Annotated in this window: 15 protein-coding genes; 4 read left to right on the top strand and 11 right to left on the bottom strand. The window is 44.2% G+C overall.

Annotation, left to right across the window (positions count from 1 at the left end; translation table 11 throughout):
* The first annotated feature begins 17 nt into the window (after positions 1-17).
* Complete coding sequence (gene pyk, locus QGN29_RS09825; RefSeq protein WP_310797678.1) at positions 18-1,472, top strand: pyruvate kinase; 1,455 nt, start codon at positions 18-20, stop codon at positions 1,470-1,472.
* On the opposite strand, the gene QGN29_RS09820 is transcribed toward pyk, so the two are convergent.
* Together QGN29_RS09820 and ykgO are read right to left on the bottom strand one after the other, a co-directional pair.
* Entirely contained in the window at positions 1,464-2,072 is a 609-nt protein-coding gene (locus QGN29_RS09820) for an HAD family hydrolase (protein ID WP_310797677.1), read from the bottom strand. The two genes, pyk and QGN29_RS09820, sit on opposite strands and share 9 nt — an antisense overlap.
* A 76-nt stretch (positions 2,073-2,148) precedes the next feature.
* On the bottom strand, positions 2,149-2,274 hold the full coding sequence (gene ykgO, locus QGN29_RS09815) for a type B 50S ribosomal protein L36 (RefSeq protein WP_310797676.1): 126 nt from the start codon (positions 2,272-2,274) through the stop codon (positions 2,149-2,151).
* Positions 2,275-2,636: 362 nt separating this feature from the next.
* Between ykgO and QGN29_RS09810 the strand changes: the two genes are divergently transcribed.
* Positions 2,637-3,761 (top strand): M14 family metallopeptidase, encoded by a 1,125-nt coding sequence (locus QGN29_RS09810; protein ID WP_310797675.1) that lies wholly within the window; start codon positions 2,637-2,639, stop codon positions 3,759-3,761.
* Between the two features lie 8 nt (positions 3,762-3,769).
* On the opposite strand, the gene QGN29_RS09805 is transcribed toward QGN29_RS09810, so the two are convergent.
* The 3 genes from QGN29_RS09805 to QGN29_RS09795 form a co-directional block, all read right to left on the bottom strand.
* Entirely contained in the window at positions 3,770-4,159 is a 390-nt protein-coding gene (locus QGN29_RS09805; RefSeq protein ID WP_310797674.1) for a hypothetical protein, read from the bottom strand.
* A 10-nt stretch (positions 4,160-4,169) separates the two neighbouring features.
* Complete coding sequence (locus QGN29_RS09800; RefSeq protein ID WP_310797673.1) at positions 4,170-5,066, bottom strand: hydrogen peroxide-inducible genes activator; 897 nt, start codon at positions 5,064-5,066, stop codon at positions 4,170-4,172.
* Between the two features lie 133 nt (positions 5,067-5,199).
* The gene (locus tag QGN29_RS09795; RefSeq protein ID WP_310797672.1) at positions 5,200-5,571 is read right to left on the bottom strand and encodes a hypothetical protein; all 372 of its coding nucleotides are present in this window, start codon (positions 5,569-5,571) and stop codon (positions 5,200-5,202) included.
* Positions 5,572-5,679: 108 nt separating this feature from the next.
* On the opposite strand from QGN29_RS09795, the gene msrA reads away from it, so the two are divergent.
* Both msrA and QGN29_RS09785 read left to right on the top strand, forming a co-directional pair.
* Positions 5,680-6,156 (top strand): peptide-methionine (S)-S-oxide reductase MsrA, encoded by a 477-nt coding sequence (gene msrA / locus QGN29_RS09790; protein ID WP_310797671.1) that lies wholly within the window; start codon positions 5,680-5,682, stop codon positions 6,154-6,156.
* A 112-nt stretch (positions 6,157-6,268) separates the two neighbouring features.
* On the top strand, positions 6,269-7,396 hold the full coding sequence (locus QGN29_RS09785) for a PQQ-dependent sugar dehydrogenase (protein ID WP_310797670.1): 1,128 nt from the start codon (positions 6,269-6,271) through the stop codon (positions 7,394-7,396).
* On the opposite strand, the gene QGN29_RS09780 is transcribed toward QGN29_RS09785, so the two are convergent.
* From QGN29_RS09780 to leuC, 6 genes are all read right to left on the bottom strand, one after another.
* Positions 7,393-8,235, bottom strand: coding sequence for an HpcH/HpaI aldolase/citrate lyase family protein (locus QGN29_RS09780; protein WP_310797669.1), 843 nt, complete (start codon positions 8,233-8,235; stop codon positions 7,393-7,395). The two genes, QGN29_RS09785 and QGN29_RS09780, sit on opposite strands and share 4 nt — an antisense overlap.
* Before the next feature lie 74 nt (positions 8,236-8,309).
* Positions 8,310-9,230 (bottom strand): bifunctional helix-turn-helix transcriptional regulator/GNAT family N-acetyltransferase, encoded by a 921-nt coding sequence (locus QGN29_RS09775; protein ID WP_310797668.1) that lies wholly within the window; start codon positions 9,228-9,230, stop codon positions 8,310-8,312.
* A gap of 106 nt (positions 9,231-9,336) precedes the next feature.
* A complete protein-coding gene (locus QGN29_RS09770; RefSeq protein ID WP_310797667.1) occupies positions 9,337-10,356 on the bottom strand; it encodes an aspartate-semialdehyde dehydrogenase in 1,020 nt (339 codons plus the stop codon).
* A 37-nt stretch (positions 10,357-10,393) separates the two neighbouring features.
* The gene (gene leuB, locus QGN29_RS09765) at positions 10,394-11,479 is read right to left on the bottom strand and encodes a 3-isopropylmalate dehydrogenase (protein WP_310797666.1); all 1,086 of its coding nucleotides are present in this window, start codon (positions 11,477-11,479) and stop codon (positions 10,394-10,396) included.
* Between the two features lie 4 nt (positions 11,480-11,483).
* Positions 11,484-12,092, bottom strand: coding sequence for a 3-isopropylmalate dehydratase small subunit (gene leuD, locus QGN29_RS09760; protein WP_310797665.1), 609 nt, complete (start codon positions 12,090-12,092; stop codon positions 11,484-11,486).
* Between the two features lie 15 nt (positions 12,093-12,107).
* Positions 12,108-13,508, bottom strand: coding sequence for a 3-isopropylmalate dehydratase large subunit (leuC, locus tag QGN29_RS09755; protein WP_310797664.1), 1,401 nt, complete (start codon positions 13,506-13,508; stop codon positions 12,108-12,110).
* Between the last annotated feature and the right edge of the window lie 48 nt (positions 13,509-13,556).

Raw genomic sequence — 13,556 nt, 5'->3', positions numbered from 1 at the left:
AGGTATAGGAGACTTTTATGCCAAGTGAAACGGCAAAAATCGTCAGAGACAGAAAAACCCGTATCGTAGCAACTTTGGGGCCTGCCAGCAGTAGTTATGAAATGATTGAAAAATTATTCATTGCTGGCGTTGATGTCTTTCGTTTAAACATGAGCCACGGCGGCAGTGATGGCAAAGATGAACTCATTGCAAATATCCGTGCTGTCGAAAAACGGATGCACCGCCCGATTGCTATTCTTGCAGATCTTCAGGGACCAAAATTACGGATTGGTCAATTTGAAAATGGGTCTATCATGCTGAATAATGGGGATATTTTCCACTTGGACATGAACAGCAAGCTCGGCAATTCCTCGCGCGTCACACTGCCTCATAAAGAAATATTTGAAGCCATGAATGTTGGCACCCACCTTCTTTTAGATGATGGTAAAGTGAAGCTAGAGGTCACGAACATTGACGGTCAAGATGCCACATGCAAAGTCCTTGTTGGCGGTAAACTTTCTGATAGAAAAGGCGTTAACGTCCCTAATACAGTCCTTCCTATTGCTGCATTGACTGAAAAAGATCGCGCCGACTTATCTTATGCTGTAAAAGCTGGCTGTGATTGGATTGCCTTGTCTTTCGTCCAGCGCCCTGCAGATGTCGCTGAAGCTAAGAAATTGGCTGGACCTGGTGTCGCCATCATGGCAAAAATTGAAAAACCTGCCGCGATTGATTGCCTCAGTGAAATTGTCGAATATGCTGATGGCGTTATGGTTGCTCGCGGTGATTTAGGCGTAGAAGAGCCTATGGAAAATGTTCCAGGCCTTCAAAAGCAAATTGTTCGTTGCGCACGGCTTGAAGGAAAACCTGTTATTGTTGCGACACAAATGCTTGAGAGCATGATTTCTTCTCCTGTACCGACACGTGCGGAAGTCACGGACGTAGCCAATGCCGTTTTAGAAGGCGCAGACGCTGTCATGCTTTCTGCTGAGTCAGCTGTGGGAGAGTACCCCATTGAAGCTGTTAGCGTGATGAATCGTGTTACAGAACGTGTCGAGAATGACCCCACAAACAGCATTGCTGAATTTGGCATCTCCCAGATGATGGCAAACAGCACACCGGGTGATGCAATAACAGCTGCGGCAAGAACTGTAGCGACCACTGTGCACGCCTCTGCTATTGTCACTTTCACGTCTTCAGGAACAACAGCACTAAGAGCTGCCAGAGAACGGCCTGAAGCCCCTATTCTGGTTTTGACACCGCGTATTGAAATTGCTCGACGCTTAGCACTTGTTTGGGGTTTACATACTGTCAAAACTAAAGACATTAACGACTTTGAACATATGATCGGAAAAGCAAAGCGTATGGCCTTTCGAACAGGCCTCGTAACTCCGGGAGACCGCATCGTCGTAACCGCAGGCGTTCCTTTTGGAACACCCGGGGCCACAAATGTCCTTCATATTGCATGGATTAACGGCAACGAGTTAAATTAAGCCAAAGTCTTTCAACTCTTTTACCAGCCCTTCGGGGCTGGTAAAATGATGACCTACGATGCCCTCAGCTCTGGCCGCCACGATATTGGGCAAGCCGTCGTCAATAAAATATGTCTCTTCAGCTTTCAGGCCATAACGCTCCAGAATCAAGTGATAAATTGCAGGATCAGGCTTTATGATCCCTTCGTCTCCTGACACAACAACACCGTCCATCAGACCGATGAAATCAAATTGCTGTCGAAACCGATCAAATTGAGGGCCGTTAAAATTTGTTAGCCCATAGACAGGGATACCTTTTGCTTTCAAAGCTCTTAAGCAGTCCACAGATTGCTGAATAACCCCCGTGATCGTATCATCCCACTGGGTATGATAGAGCTTAATAAGATCTGCATAATCAGGGAATTTTTCAGACCTGATTCGCACACCCTCTTCAAAAGTACGTCCCGCATCATGGTGTTTATGCCAATCCATGTTCACCACTGTGTCCATGAACCAATCAAGCTCAGTTTTGTCTTCAAAGTGTTTTTCGTAAATTACACGTGGATCCCATTTCACAAGAACATTGCCCACATCGAATATCACGGCCGAAATTTTTTTCATTATTTTTCTCTTCCTAAATAAAAAGGCCGCCAGACATAATGTCAGGCGGCCTCTTAAACTTGGACAGTATGTAGGATTAACCCTGGCGAGCTTTAAAGCGGCGCTGAGTTTTGTTGATTACATATGTACGGCCTTTACGGCGGATCACGCGACAATCGCGGTGGCGATTTTTCAGCGATTTAAGGCTGTTACGGACTTTCATAGGTCGTCTCTCTTACAATAATTCTGTTATATTTATGTCTGGCTAAATAACCAAACAGGGTGGAAAATCACTTTTCACCCGAATCCTTGACGCGGAACATATAGAGGGACCTTCGATCTGTCAACAGCTAAAACGCGCGCTTTTTCTGTTATTTTTTTCATCCATTCAATCTGAGCCATAACCCCTTCAAAGATCAGGAATGAAGTCATAACAAAAGGCGGCCTGATCGCACTTGGCTGGGTCAGGTCGCCTTGTTCACGCCCATAGTTATGGGTGGTATTTTCTCACGCTCTTGAAAACGTAAGTAGATATAGTGTACACCATTTCCAACATAATGTCACATCCAACAAGGATTATACCCCATGCTCATCACAAGTGCTTTTGATAGCGGCAATATTCAGGTTCTCGATATATCAAATTCAAGCGATATTCGTTTAAATATTAGAAAAGATACCGACTCAGATTTTTACCAGTGGTTTTATTTTCGCCTTAGTGGTGCCCGAAACGAAGATGTCGGCTTCTCCATAGAAAATGCTGGGGGTGCTGCCTATCCTGAAGGCTGGGAAAATTATAGTGTCTGCGCCTCGTATGATCGCACGGAATGGTTTCGTATCCCAACTCAATATGATGGGCAAACACTGAAGTGGCACTGTGATGTAGATGAAGATCATATTTATTTTGCTTATTTTGCACCCTACACTATGGAACAGCACGCTGATTTGATTGCTGACAGTGCCCAACACCCGTTGGTGACAACGCATGTTCTTGGTCAGACCCTTGATGAACAAGCACTTGATATGCTTGAAATTGGATACGGGCCAGAAGACAGAAAAATCGTGTGGCTGATGGCACGTCAACATCCGGGCGAAACAATGGCAGAATGGTGGATGGAAGGCATGCTAGAACGCCTCTTAGACGAATCTGACCCTGTTTCGAGACGATTGTTAGAAAAAGTCCACTTCTATATTGTCCCCAATATGAATCCAGATGGCAGCAAACGCGGGCACCTTAGAACAAACGCTGCGGGAGCAAATCTAAATAGAGAATGGCTCGAGCCTTCATTAGAACGTAGCCCTGAAGTCTATCTCGTTCGTGAAAAAATGGCAGAAACGGGTGTGGATTTTTGTATGGATGTTCACGGAGATGAGGCTCTGCCCTATAATTTCCTGGCTGGTTTTGAAGGCATTCCAGACATTCAAGAAGAAAAAATTGCCCTCTTTAGGAAATACAGAGGTCTTCTGGCTACCATCAGCCCTGACTTCCAAGAAAAACACGGCTATCCAATAAGCGCCCCAGGAACAGCAAACCTAACCGTGGGCACAAATTATCATGCACATGCTTTCAACTGTGTTGCGATGACATTAGAAATGCCGTTTAAAGACAATGATGATCTTCCGGATGTAGATCATGGCTGGTCTCCGGACAGATGTGTTCACCTAGGACGACAATGTTTGGACGCGCTCTATCAAATAGTCGATGAACTTTAGAAAACTTTTCAAGATGGCGCAGTTTGGGGCTTGCTTCTCAAGAGAAGTAACGCAACAGCTGCCGCCCCTATTCCCACATAATCAATTGTTAAAACCATTGAAAGTTTAGCATTCAGCGACGCTTCCATAAGCGCAATGCCCGCAAAGCTTACCATTGAGATCAGCCCCACAAATAGCGCACGCTTTTGTTCGTCTCGCCTGATCAAAGAGAAAAGAATATACCCCCCAAGGATGCCAAAAAGAATGGCTCTGTGACGCATGAGTATAACAAGATTAGGATCAGAGATATCGATATGATAGAGAGATTGTATCATACTTGCTGACAGTGCTCCTATTACAGGAATAACATTGATAAGACCGACAAGTAAAATTAAAGCTTGAGTCAATCGGTCTTTCATCTCTTATCTCCTAGGTAACAGTGTCCCTAATCACATGACCAATTTTCGCAAAATCTTTTGACCTTGGATCACTTTCTCTCCAGACAAGCCCAATTTTGCGACTAGGAACTGGTGCTTTAAATGAGACTGGTTTTAAATTCGTTCCATTCAAAATTCCATTATCCACAGCCATAGCGGGAAGTAAAGACATACCAAAGCCTGACGCAACCATTTGAACGATTGTATAAAGGCTTGTTCCTGCTAAAGCCCGCTCTGTTCGGTCACGGCCAGTCAGTTGACATGCCGAGAGTGCATGGTCTCTCAAACAGTGTCCTTCTTCTAACAGCAAGACAGATTGCCCACTCAAATCATCTAAAGTTATTTCAGCGGGCATAGAGCTGTTTTCTGGAAAAACACTCACAAAAGGATCATCGAAAAGGGGCATTTCCTCTAATTGGCCGCACGCGAATGGAAGCGCATATAAGACCAGATCTAGATCACCAGACTTTAGCTTGCTACAGAGATCTGAAGATTTCCCTTCCACCAAAGCCAATTCTAGTTCGGGAAACGAGTCCCGCAAGGCAGGCATAATATCAGGCAACAAAAAAGGAGCTATGGTAGGGATAATCCCCATAACCATCGGACCTGAAAGGGGCGCCCTTGCTCGTGCAGCAAGCTGTGTGAGGTCTGTTACTTTGTTCAAAATATCTGATGACCGCGCCACGATCTCCAACCCCAAAGGCGTAAACATGACAGTTCGCTTTGTTCGCTCCACGAGCTTAAGGCCAAGGAGTGCTTCAAGCTCCTGGATACCAGATGACAAAGTTGATTGAGAAACACCAGCTTCTTCAGCTGCTTTGCCAAAGTGCATGTGTCTATTCAAACTCACTAAATATTTCAGCTGCTTTAATGTCGGAGGATAATTCATCGATGAATCCAATTTAATCTAATTCCAATAATAGAACAAACAGATATATAGATCAGACGAGAATAAAGTCAATTCTGTGCGTAACTTTATAAAGAATTATAGATGAGCCAAAAAATGTAGAATTTAAGAGTGCTTATTTCTTTTCTTGCTTCTTTAATTCGCCAGGCTTGGGAACTGGCTTTTTGATCTTAGGCTTTGGCACCTTAAGGGTCAACTTTGCATCACATGTCTTTGCTATTGAATCCATAACTTTGCGCTGATCAACACTAATGTTTCCTTGAAGGGTTGCTGCTTTCAAAGAAAGATATTCTTTTAACTGCAATCTTTTTTTAAATTCATTCATGGAACATTGACACAACTGAAAACAAACAGCCTTTCCAAAGGCTGGTGTACAACTGGTTGTACACTCTTTCATCCCTAAGTCATAAAGCTCCTGAGGGATTTCCTGCGTAGCGATGCCACTAGAGAAAAGAAAACTGGAAAAAATCAACGCTGTCTTCAACATTTTGTTACCTGTGCATTAGAAAATATTACTCTTTATGGCATAGACATTTACCCCTGTCAGCACCATATTATCTTTCAGGTACCAATAGGACGACATAAAGGTGAAATCATGACGACAAGAACTGCTACATTTGGTGCAGGGTGTTTCTGGGGTGTAGAAGAACTATACCGCACCCTAGACGGAGTTGAAGCAACGTGTGTGGGCTATATGGGCGGCCATATAGATAATCCTACGTATCAGGCAGTTTGTACCGACACCACCGGTCATGCTGAAGTTGTTCAAATTGCCTATAACCCCCATAAGGTCGAGTATGGCGATTTGGTTGATATTTTCTTTGATAACCACAATCCTACACAGCTAAATATGCAAGGACCAGATGTAGGCAGCCAGTATCGCTCTGTTATCTTCTTTGACGGGGAAGATCAAAAAGCTGTGGCAGAAGAAAAACTTTCAAAGCTAAAAGAGAGTGGGCGCTTTGCACGGCCGATTGTGACGGTTATAGAAAAAGCACAAACGATGTGGGAAGCTGAGGAATATCATCAGCAATATCTTGCGAAGCGAGGCATGACGAGCTGTCATATTTAAAGCATTTCTTGATCAAAAAAATTTACCGCTGCCTATTTAATTGGTTTAGAAAAGAGATCTCTTCTCCTCATCTAAAGGAACATGGGGTAGGCTACTCTTGAGGAGATCAATCATGCTTAAATTTATTGCCGTTGCCCTTCTATTGCACATAGGATCTTATCATAAGACATATGCTTCTGACGAGAGTTTGGATATATCTAAACTCTATGAAAGCCACGGTGAAAGATTTCGTTTAGAACTTGTGAGCAGCGGATTTTCTACGCCGTGGAGCATGACCTTTCTCTCAAATGATAAAGCATTAATCGGTGAACGATCTAAAGGGGCATTAACACTTCTTGATCTTAACACCGGTGACAAAATGAAACTCAAAAACCTCCCGCCAATGGTCAGAAGCGCCAGCTTGAGTGCAGGATTATTTGATCTTAAAATCAAAGGGAATTGGGTATATTTTGCTTATGCAGTGGGAACAGACTCTGCCAGTGGTCTTGCTGTTGCAAAAGCCCGCCTTGAGGGACCTAACCTCAAAGATATAAAAGTCCTCTATGAAACACCTACGAAGCGCTCCGGGAAATGGCACTTTGGTGGCCGCCTTGTTCTGACAGATCACCACATCTACCTCTCTGTGGGCGACGGCTACGACTTTAGAGATTTAGCGCAATCATTAGATAATACCATGGGGAAAATCCTTCGCCTCAATTTAGATGGCACTATCCCTAAAGATAATCCATTTTTAGGGAATGGAACCGCTTTACCTGAAATCTATGCTTATGGCAGTCGCAACGCCCAAGGTATGGCTCTTCATCCAGATACCGGGGAAATCTGGTTCAATGAACATGGCCCGCAGGGCGGGGATGAAATCAACATTCTTAGGCCGGGAACAAATTATGGATGGCCGGTCATAACCTTCGGCGAAGAATACGGCGGTGGAAAGATAGGAGAAGGAACACATAAAGAGGGCATGGCTCAACCGCTTCACTTCTGGACCCCTTCAATCGCCCCTAGCGGAATGACTTTTTACTCTGGTAGCCGTATGAAAAAGTGGAAAAATCATCTTTTCATTGGCGCCTTAGCAAAACAACATCTGAATCACATCACTCTAAAAGGGAGAACTATGGCAAAGGAAAACAGGCTATTTGAGGAAGCGGGCTGGCGCATTCGATTTGTGGAAGAGAGCCCAGATGGTTTCCTCTATATTGCCAATGATACAGGTATGATCATGAGGATTATTCCAGAAAATTAAATGTCAAAGGCAAGAAGGCGCTCTGCTTCGCGCACATGAAGTTCTTCGATCATTTTTCCTTTAAATGTGGCAACCCCCTGCCCTTTGTCTTGAGCTTCAGCAAAAGTATTTATAAGAGCTTTCGCCTCTAATATTTCTTCCTGTGTGGGACTGAAAATTGAATTGGCACTCGCAACTTGATTAGGATGAATTAACGTTTTGCCGTCAAAACCCAGCTCTTCGGCTTGTTGGCATTCCGCCTCAAACCCAGTGATATCTTTAAAGTCGTTATAAACGGAATCAAGCACACACAGATCATTTGCTCTTGCTGCTAGAATAGTCATACCCATACCTGTCATAATCGGTAATCGATTATGGGTACGCTTTGCATGTAGTTCTAAAGTTAAATCATTCGCCCCCATCATAAAACCGGCGAGACGCCGGCCAGATTCTGCGATTTGGCGAATATTTAAGCATGCACTCGCTGTCTCAATCATAGCCCAAAACTTCATATCACAGGGTGCGCCAGCATTATACATACTGTTCTGGATTCCCATGATATCCCCCACATCAGAAACTTTTGGCACAACAAGACCATCAGCCTTAGACTGACATATGGCTTTTAAATCTTCTTTCCACCAAGGTGTGCCTGGCGCATTTGATCGAATTAAAATTTCTTTCTCACCATACTCCCGACTATTTGCAGCCTTAACGGCAAGAACACGGGCAGCTTCTTTAGCACCAGGAGCAACAGCATCTTCAAGGTCAAAAACAAGGACATCTGCAGGAATAGTTTTAGCTTTTTCAAGAGCTCGTTCATTGCTCGCAGGCATAAATAAAACTGACCGTCGTAACTTCATGGATATGCCCCTTCCCTATAATGGCAATGCGTCCCATCTTATAAACAATATTTAGTAGTGATCAAAGCACCCTTTTATATTTTTAGTCGGAATGTATGGCCAAGCATTGGAAGGCCAAATTGGGTATGCATTTCTTCATGAACAAGCGTAAATCCTGCTTTTTCATAAATATGACGGGCTGCTTTAAGCACAGCATTTGTCCAGAGTACAATCTCTTCATATTCACAATCCCTAGCAAAATCAATAGCTTGCTTAACAAGTTCCTGTCCTAAACCTAGCCCTCGGGCCTTTGGATCCATTAAAAACAATCTAATGCGCGCAGTCGCTGCTTCTTGATCTTTCACAAGAAAAATACTTCCAACACGCTCCCCATTTAATTCAGCGATAAAGGCCTGTTCACATACGGGATCAAAATTCTCCATAAAATCTGCAATAATCTTTGCCGTTAAAGCCTCAAACCCTTTCGTCCATCCGTAGCCGTTAGAATAGAGCACCCCGTGTTGTTCTAGAACCCAACCCATATCTCCTACTCTATACGGTCGTATCAGTATTTTTGAAGCGGCTTTTTGACCTGATGTCACTTGTTCAATTGAGGCCATCATATCCACAACTGCACCTAAGTCTTTAGAATTCAAATGACCAAGCTTAGAGTGGATATCCTCCGCAGACTTAACGGCCAGCTCTGCAGCTACCTCTTCGCCTTTCGGTGTCAAAAACAGAAGAACAACGCGCCCATCTCCTTTGCTTTTCTCCCTACGGACCAGGCCTATCTTTTCAAATACCTTAAGTTTACGACTTACATAACCAGGGTCTAAGTCTAACCTTTGGCAGAGCGCCTTTGCCGATACTGTCCCTGAATTCGCCAGCTCATAAATTAGACGCCCCTCCGTTAAAGAAAAGTCACTTCCGTACATAGAGCTGTTCAGCAACCCCATAAAATAAGTGTAAAACCTATTGAATCGACGAATGGAAAATATTTGTGAGTTAGAGATCATCGCGCATCCTTTTTATTTGCCATATACATACATTTAATTGACTAAGTCAACTATAAATATAAAAAGAAAGGTAAATCAGTGACTTACCTTACCTTTCAACCTATATTTATGCTGTAATATGTCCGCGCTCAATCAATGTTTCTGCAATTTGTACAGCATTAAGGGCAGCGCCTTTGCGCAAATTATCTGACACAACCCAGATATTCAATCCGTGTTTAACTGTCTTATCGTCCCTTATACGGCTGATATAAGTATTAAAATCACCAACACATTCTAGAGGGGTGATATAGCCTCCATCGTCGCGGCGGTCGATCACCAAACACCCTGGAGCCTTAGAGAGTATTTCTCGGGCTTCATTATGAGAAAGTGGTTTTTCAAACTCTAAATTGATGCTTTCACTATGACCGACAAAGACAGGAACTCGAACGCATGTTGCCGTCAATTCAATGGCAGAATCCAGCATTTTGTGCGTTTCTGCAACCATTTTCCATTCTTCTTTAGTTGACCCGTCTTCCATAAAGACATCGATATGAGGAATACAATTGAAAGCAATTTGTTTTGGATACACATTCGCCTCTACAGGGTCATTCACAAGAATAGCCCGCGTCTGAGTGAAAAGCTCATCCATGGCTGCAGAACCTGAGCCAGAAACAGACTGATATGTAGAAACCACGGCACGTTTAATCACTGCAGCATCATGCAAGGGCTTCAAAGCCACGAGCATCTGAGCCGTAGAACAATTGGGATTAGCAATGATATTCTTTTTTTTGTAGCCATCCACAGCTTCAGCATTTACTTCTGGCACCACAAGTGGCACGTCAGGATGCATCCGGAAATGTGATGAATTATCAATTACAATAGCCCCTGCTTCTGCTGCAAGTGGTGCGAATTCTGCAGTGACTTTTCCACCGCAAGCAAAGAGAGCAATGTCGACAGTACTAAAATCAAATCTATCCAACGCTTTTACAGTGAGCTCTTTTTCACCATAACCTACCTTCGAGCCCTGCGACCTTCTTGAGGCAACAGCGATAACCTCAGAGGCGGGGAATTTTCTCTCTTCCAAAATATTGAGCATTTCCCGACCTACATTGCCGGTTGCGCCTACGACTGCGACTACTAATGCCATTTTCATTACTCCAAATTATGCGATATTATTAGTTTTTTTATGAGCGAAGGGCTGCCAAAAGAGCATCCCCCATAGCCTTTGTTCCGACAGATTTCATGCCTTCCGACATAATATCTGCTGTCCGATATCCCTGATCAAGTGTTACTGAAACGGCATGTTCAATTGCCGTTGCAGCATCGCCAAGATTAAGCGAATATCGCAAAGCCATGGCAAAAGATAATATTGTTGCGATTGGGTTCGCTAAATCCTGCCCCGCAATATCAGGGGCACTGCCATGAATAGGCTCATACAGTCCAGGCCCCTCATCAGAGAGAGAAGCCGATGGCAGCATGCCTAAAGACCCTGTCAGCATAGCAGCTTCATCAGATAATAAATCACCAAAGAGGTTATCTGTTACGATCACATCAAACTGTTTCGGCGCTCTAACAATCTGCATGGCACAATTATCGGCCAACATATGAGACAACTCAACATCCGGATAGTCTGTGGCCACTGCTGTTACCACCTCACGCCAAAGCAATCCGCTCTCCATCACATTTGATTTCTCAGCACTCACAAGGCGACCACCTCTTTTTTGAGCCATTTCAAAACCAACTCGGGCAATGCGAGATATTTCACTCTCATGATACCGCTGTGTGTTTATCCCTTCACGTGTTCCATCTTCCAATGTATTGATTCCGCGAGGCTCGCCAAAATAGACGCCGCCTGCAAGCTCGCGGACAATGAGCATATCAAGCCCTGCAACCAACTCTTTTTTTAGACTGCTGGCATCAGCAAGAGCATCAAAACAATAAGCTGGGCGAAGATTTGCAAAAACATTCAACCCTTTACGAAGATTTAGCAATCCTTGTTCAGGTCGTTTGTCATAATCTGTCTTACCGTCCCACTTAGGCCCGCCGACTGATCCCATTAGAACTGCATCTGATGCTTGCGCCTTAGCAAGAGCGGCTTCTGTCAAAGGCAGGCCGTGAGTATCATAAGAAATACCCCCAAGCAGATCCGTGTGTATATCAAATTTTACACCGTAAGCCTCTTCAACCCACTCTAAAACACGCAAGCCTTGGTCCACAATCTCAGGACCAATACCATCGCCAGGGAATACCGTTAAGTTATATGTTGTCATTATCTTACTCGCTAAACAGCCAAGGTGTTACAAGGCGTCTTTCATTTTCATAGGCCGTAATGGCTGCATCGGATTGTAGAGTTTGACCAATTTCATCCAGTCCATTCAACAGCATATGGCGGTGAACAGCATTATAGTCAAACGAGAATTGCTTATCCCCTTCAATAGTTACAGTTTTCTCTTCTAAATCTACTGTAATTTCTCGCTCTGCTTGGCCTTCAGCCACCAAAATGTCAATCTGCTCTTGTGGCAAACAAACAGTGACAATCCCGTTCTTTGCGCAATTCCCTGCAAAGATGTCTGCAAAGCTGGGTGCTATTACGCAGCGATATCCCATATCTCCTATAGCCCAAGGAGCATGCTCACGACTAGATCCGCAGCCAAAATTATCCCCCGCAACCAGAATTGAAGCGCTATTATACGGCACTCTGTCGAAGATATTATCAGGAATATGATTACCCTCCCTATCATATCGAATACTGTTAAAGGCATGCACGCCTAATCCGGTTCGTTTGATGGTTTTCAGGAATTGCCCTTGAATAATAACATCTGTGTCCACATTCACACGCGGGAAAGGAGTAGGAATAGAGGTTACTGTTTTAAATGCTTTCATCGTCTTACTCCTCTTTTAATAATTTCTGACATCAACAAAATGGCCGGCTATTGCAGCCCCCACAGCCATAGCCGGTGAAACAAGATGTGTCCTTGCTCCTGGCCCTTGCCTTGAGACAAAATTTCTATTGCTCGTGCTGGCTACATGCTCACCAGGCCCTGCTTTATCAGGGTTCATTGCCAAGCACATTGAACAACCTGGTTCACGCCACTCAAAACCAGCCTCTATGAAGAGCTTATCCAGCCCCTCTTCCTCTGCCATATGTTTAACGAGACCAGAGCCAGGAACAATGATCGCCTCTTTCACACTTTCCGAGATTTTACGGCCTTTAATCATAGCCGCAGCTTGCCGTAGGTCTTCAATACGACTATTCGTACAAGACCCGACAAAGACACGATCAACAGAGACTTCTTGCATCGGTGTCCCCGCCGCTAATCCCATATAATCAAGAGAGGCTTCTGCTGCGACTTGCTTATTCGGGTCAGCAAAACTTGATGGGGCTGGAATTTCTGCTGTCACCGGAATCACATCTTCCGGACTGGTTCCCCAAGTCACAAGCGGCACAATATCATCCTGAGTTAATGTCACTTCCTTGTCAAAATTTGCTCCCTCATCACTTACCAGAGATTTCCAATAAGCGACCGCTGCATTCCACTGTCCGCCTTTGGGGGCAAAAGGGCGCCCCTTGATGTAATTGAAAGTTGTTTCATCTGGTGCAACCATACCTGCACGAGCACCAGCCTCAATAGACATGTTGCATAATGTCATACGTCCTTCCATTGACAGGCCTTCAACCATTGATCCAGCATACTCAATCACATATCCCGTCCCACCTGCAGTTCCAAGTTTTCCAATCACTGCAAGCGCCATATCTTTAGCAGAGCAACCGAAAGGCAGTGTGCCTTCAATCTTTACACGCATACTTTTAGACTTTTTAAGCACCAGAGTTTGTGTGGCAAAAGCATGTTCGATTTCAGAGGTGCCTATGCCGAAAGCTAGAGCACCAAAAGCCCCATTTGTTGACGTATGACTGTCTCCACAGACCATTGTAATTCCTGGCTGTGTGATGCCCTGTTCTGGGCCAACCACATGAACGATCCCTTGGCGAATATCATCCATAGGAATATAGTTCACATCGAAAGCGTCCACATTTTGCTCAAGCGTTTCAAGCTGCTCTTTGCTGCTTGGATCTGGGTTTGGCAGATGGCGATTTTTTGTCGGTACATTATGATCTGGCACAGCTATATTCGCATCTCGACGACGTAGCTTCCTATTCGCGAGTCTCAACCCTTCAAAAGCTTGTGGGGAAGTTACCTCATGAATAATTTGACGATCAATGTACAAGAGAGCGACACCGTCACCGCGTTCTTCTACAACATGATGGTGCCAAATTTTATCATACATCGTCTGTGTCATCATAGACTCCATTTCAATTCAATAGTTCTCTTTCTCATCTGATCAAGT

It is taken from the genome of Temperatibacter marinus, assembly GCF_031598375.1.
Classification (GTDB): Bacteria; Pseudomonadota; Alphaproteobacteria; order Sphingomonadales; family Kordiimonadaceae; genus Temperatibacter; species Temperatibacter marinus.
Note: the sequence above shows the minus strand (reverse complement) of the source record. Positions and strands in the feature narration are given on the sequence as shown.

Excerpts from the sequence above, each read along its gene's own strand:
- pyk (WP_310797678.1), top strand. The coding sequence starts at position 18 with ATGCCAAGTGAAACGGCAAAAATCGTCAGAGACAGAAAAACCCGTATC.
- QGN29_RS09820 (WP_310797677.1), bottom strand. The coding sequence starts at position 2,072 with ATGAAAAAAATTTCGGCCGTGATATTCGATGTGGGCAATGTTCTTGTG.
- ykgO (WP_310797676.1), bottom strand. The coding sequence starts at position 2,274 with ATGAAAGTCCGTAACAGCCTTAAATCGCTGAAAAATCGCCACCGCGAT.
- QGN29_RS09810 (WP_310797675.1), top strand. The coding sequence starts at position 2,637 with ATGCTCATCACAAGTGCTTTTGATAGCGGCAATATTCAGGTTCTCGAT.
- QGN29_RS09805 (WP_310797674.1), bottom strand. The coding sequence starts at position 4,159 with ATGAAAGACCGATTGACTCAAGCTTTAATTTTACTTGTCGGTCTTATC.
- QGN29_RS09800 (WP_310797673.1), bottom strand. The coding sequence starts at position 5,066 with ATGAATTATCCTCCGACATTAAAGCAGCTGAAATATTTAGTGAGTTTG.
- QGN29_RS09795 (WP_310797672.1), bottom strand. The coding sequence starts at position 5,571 with ATGTTGAAGACAGCGTTGATTTTTTCCAGTTTTCTTTTCTCTAGTGGC.
- msrA (WP_310797671.1), top strand. The coding sequence starts at position 5,680 with ATGACGACAAGAACTGCTACATTTGGTGCAGGGTGTTTCTGGGGTGTA.
- QGN29_RS09785 (WP_310797670.1), top strand. The coding sequence starts at position 6,269 with ATGCTTAAATTTATTGCCGTTGCCCTTCTATTGCACATAGGATCTTAT.
- QGN29_RS09780 (WP_310797669.1), bottom strand. The coding sequence starts at position 8,235 with ATGAAGTTACGACGGTCAGTTTTATTTATGCCTGCGAGCAATGAACGA.
- QGN29_RS09775 (WP_310797668.1), bottom strand. The coding sequence starts at position 9,230 with ATGATCTCTAACTCACAAATATTTTCCATTCGTCGATTCAATAGGTTT.
- QGN29_RS09770 (WP_310797667.1), bottom strand. The coding sequence starts at position 10,356 with ATGGCATTAGTAGTCGCAGTCGTAGGCGCAACCGGCAATGTAGGTCGG.
- leuB (WP_310797666.1), bottom strand. The coding sequence starts at position 11,479 with ATGACAACATATAACTTAACGGTATTCCCTGGCGATGGTATTGGTCCT.
- leuD (WP_310797665.1), bottom strand. The coding sequence starts at position 12,092 with ATGAAAGCATTTAAAACAGTAACCTCTATTCCTACTCCTTTCCCGCGT.
- leuC (WP_310797664.1), bottom strand. The coding sequence starts at position 13,508 with ATGACACAGACGATGTATGATAAAATTTGGCACCATCATGTTGTAGAA.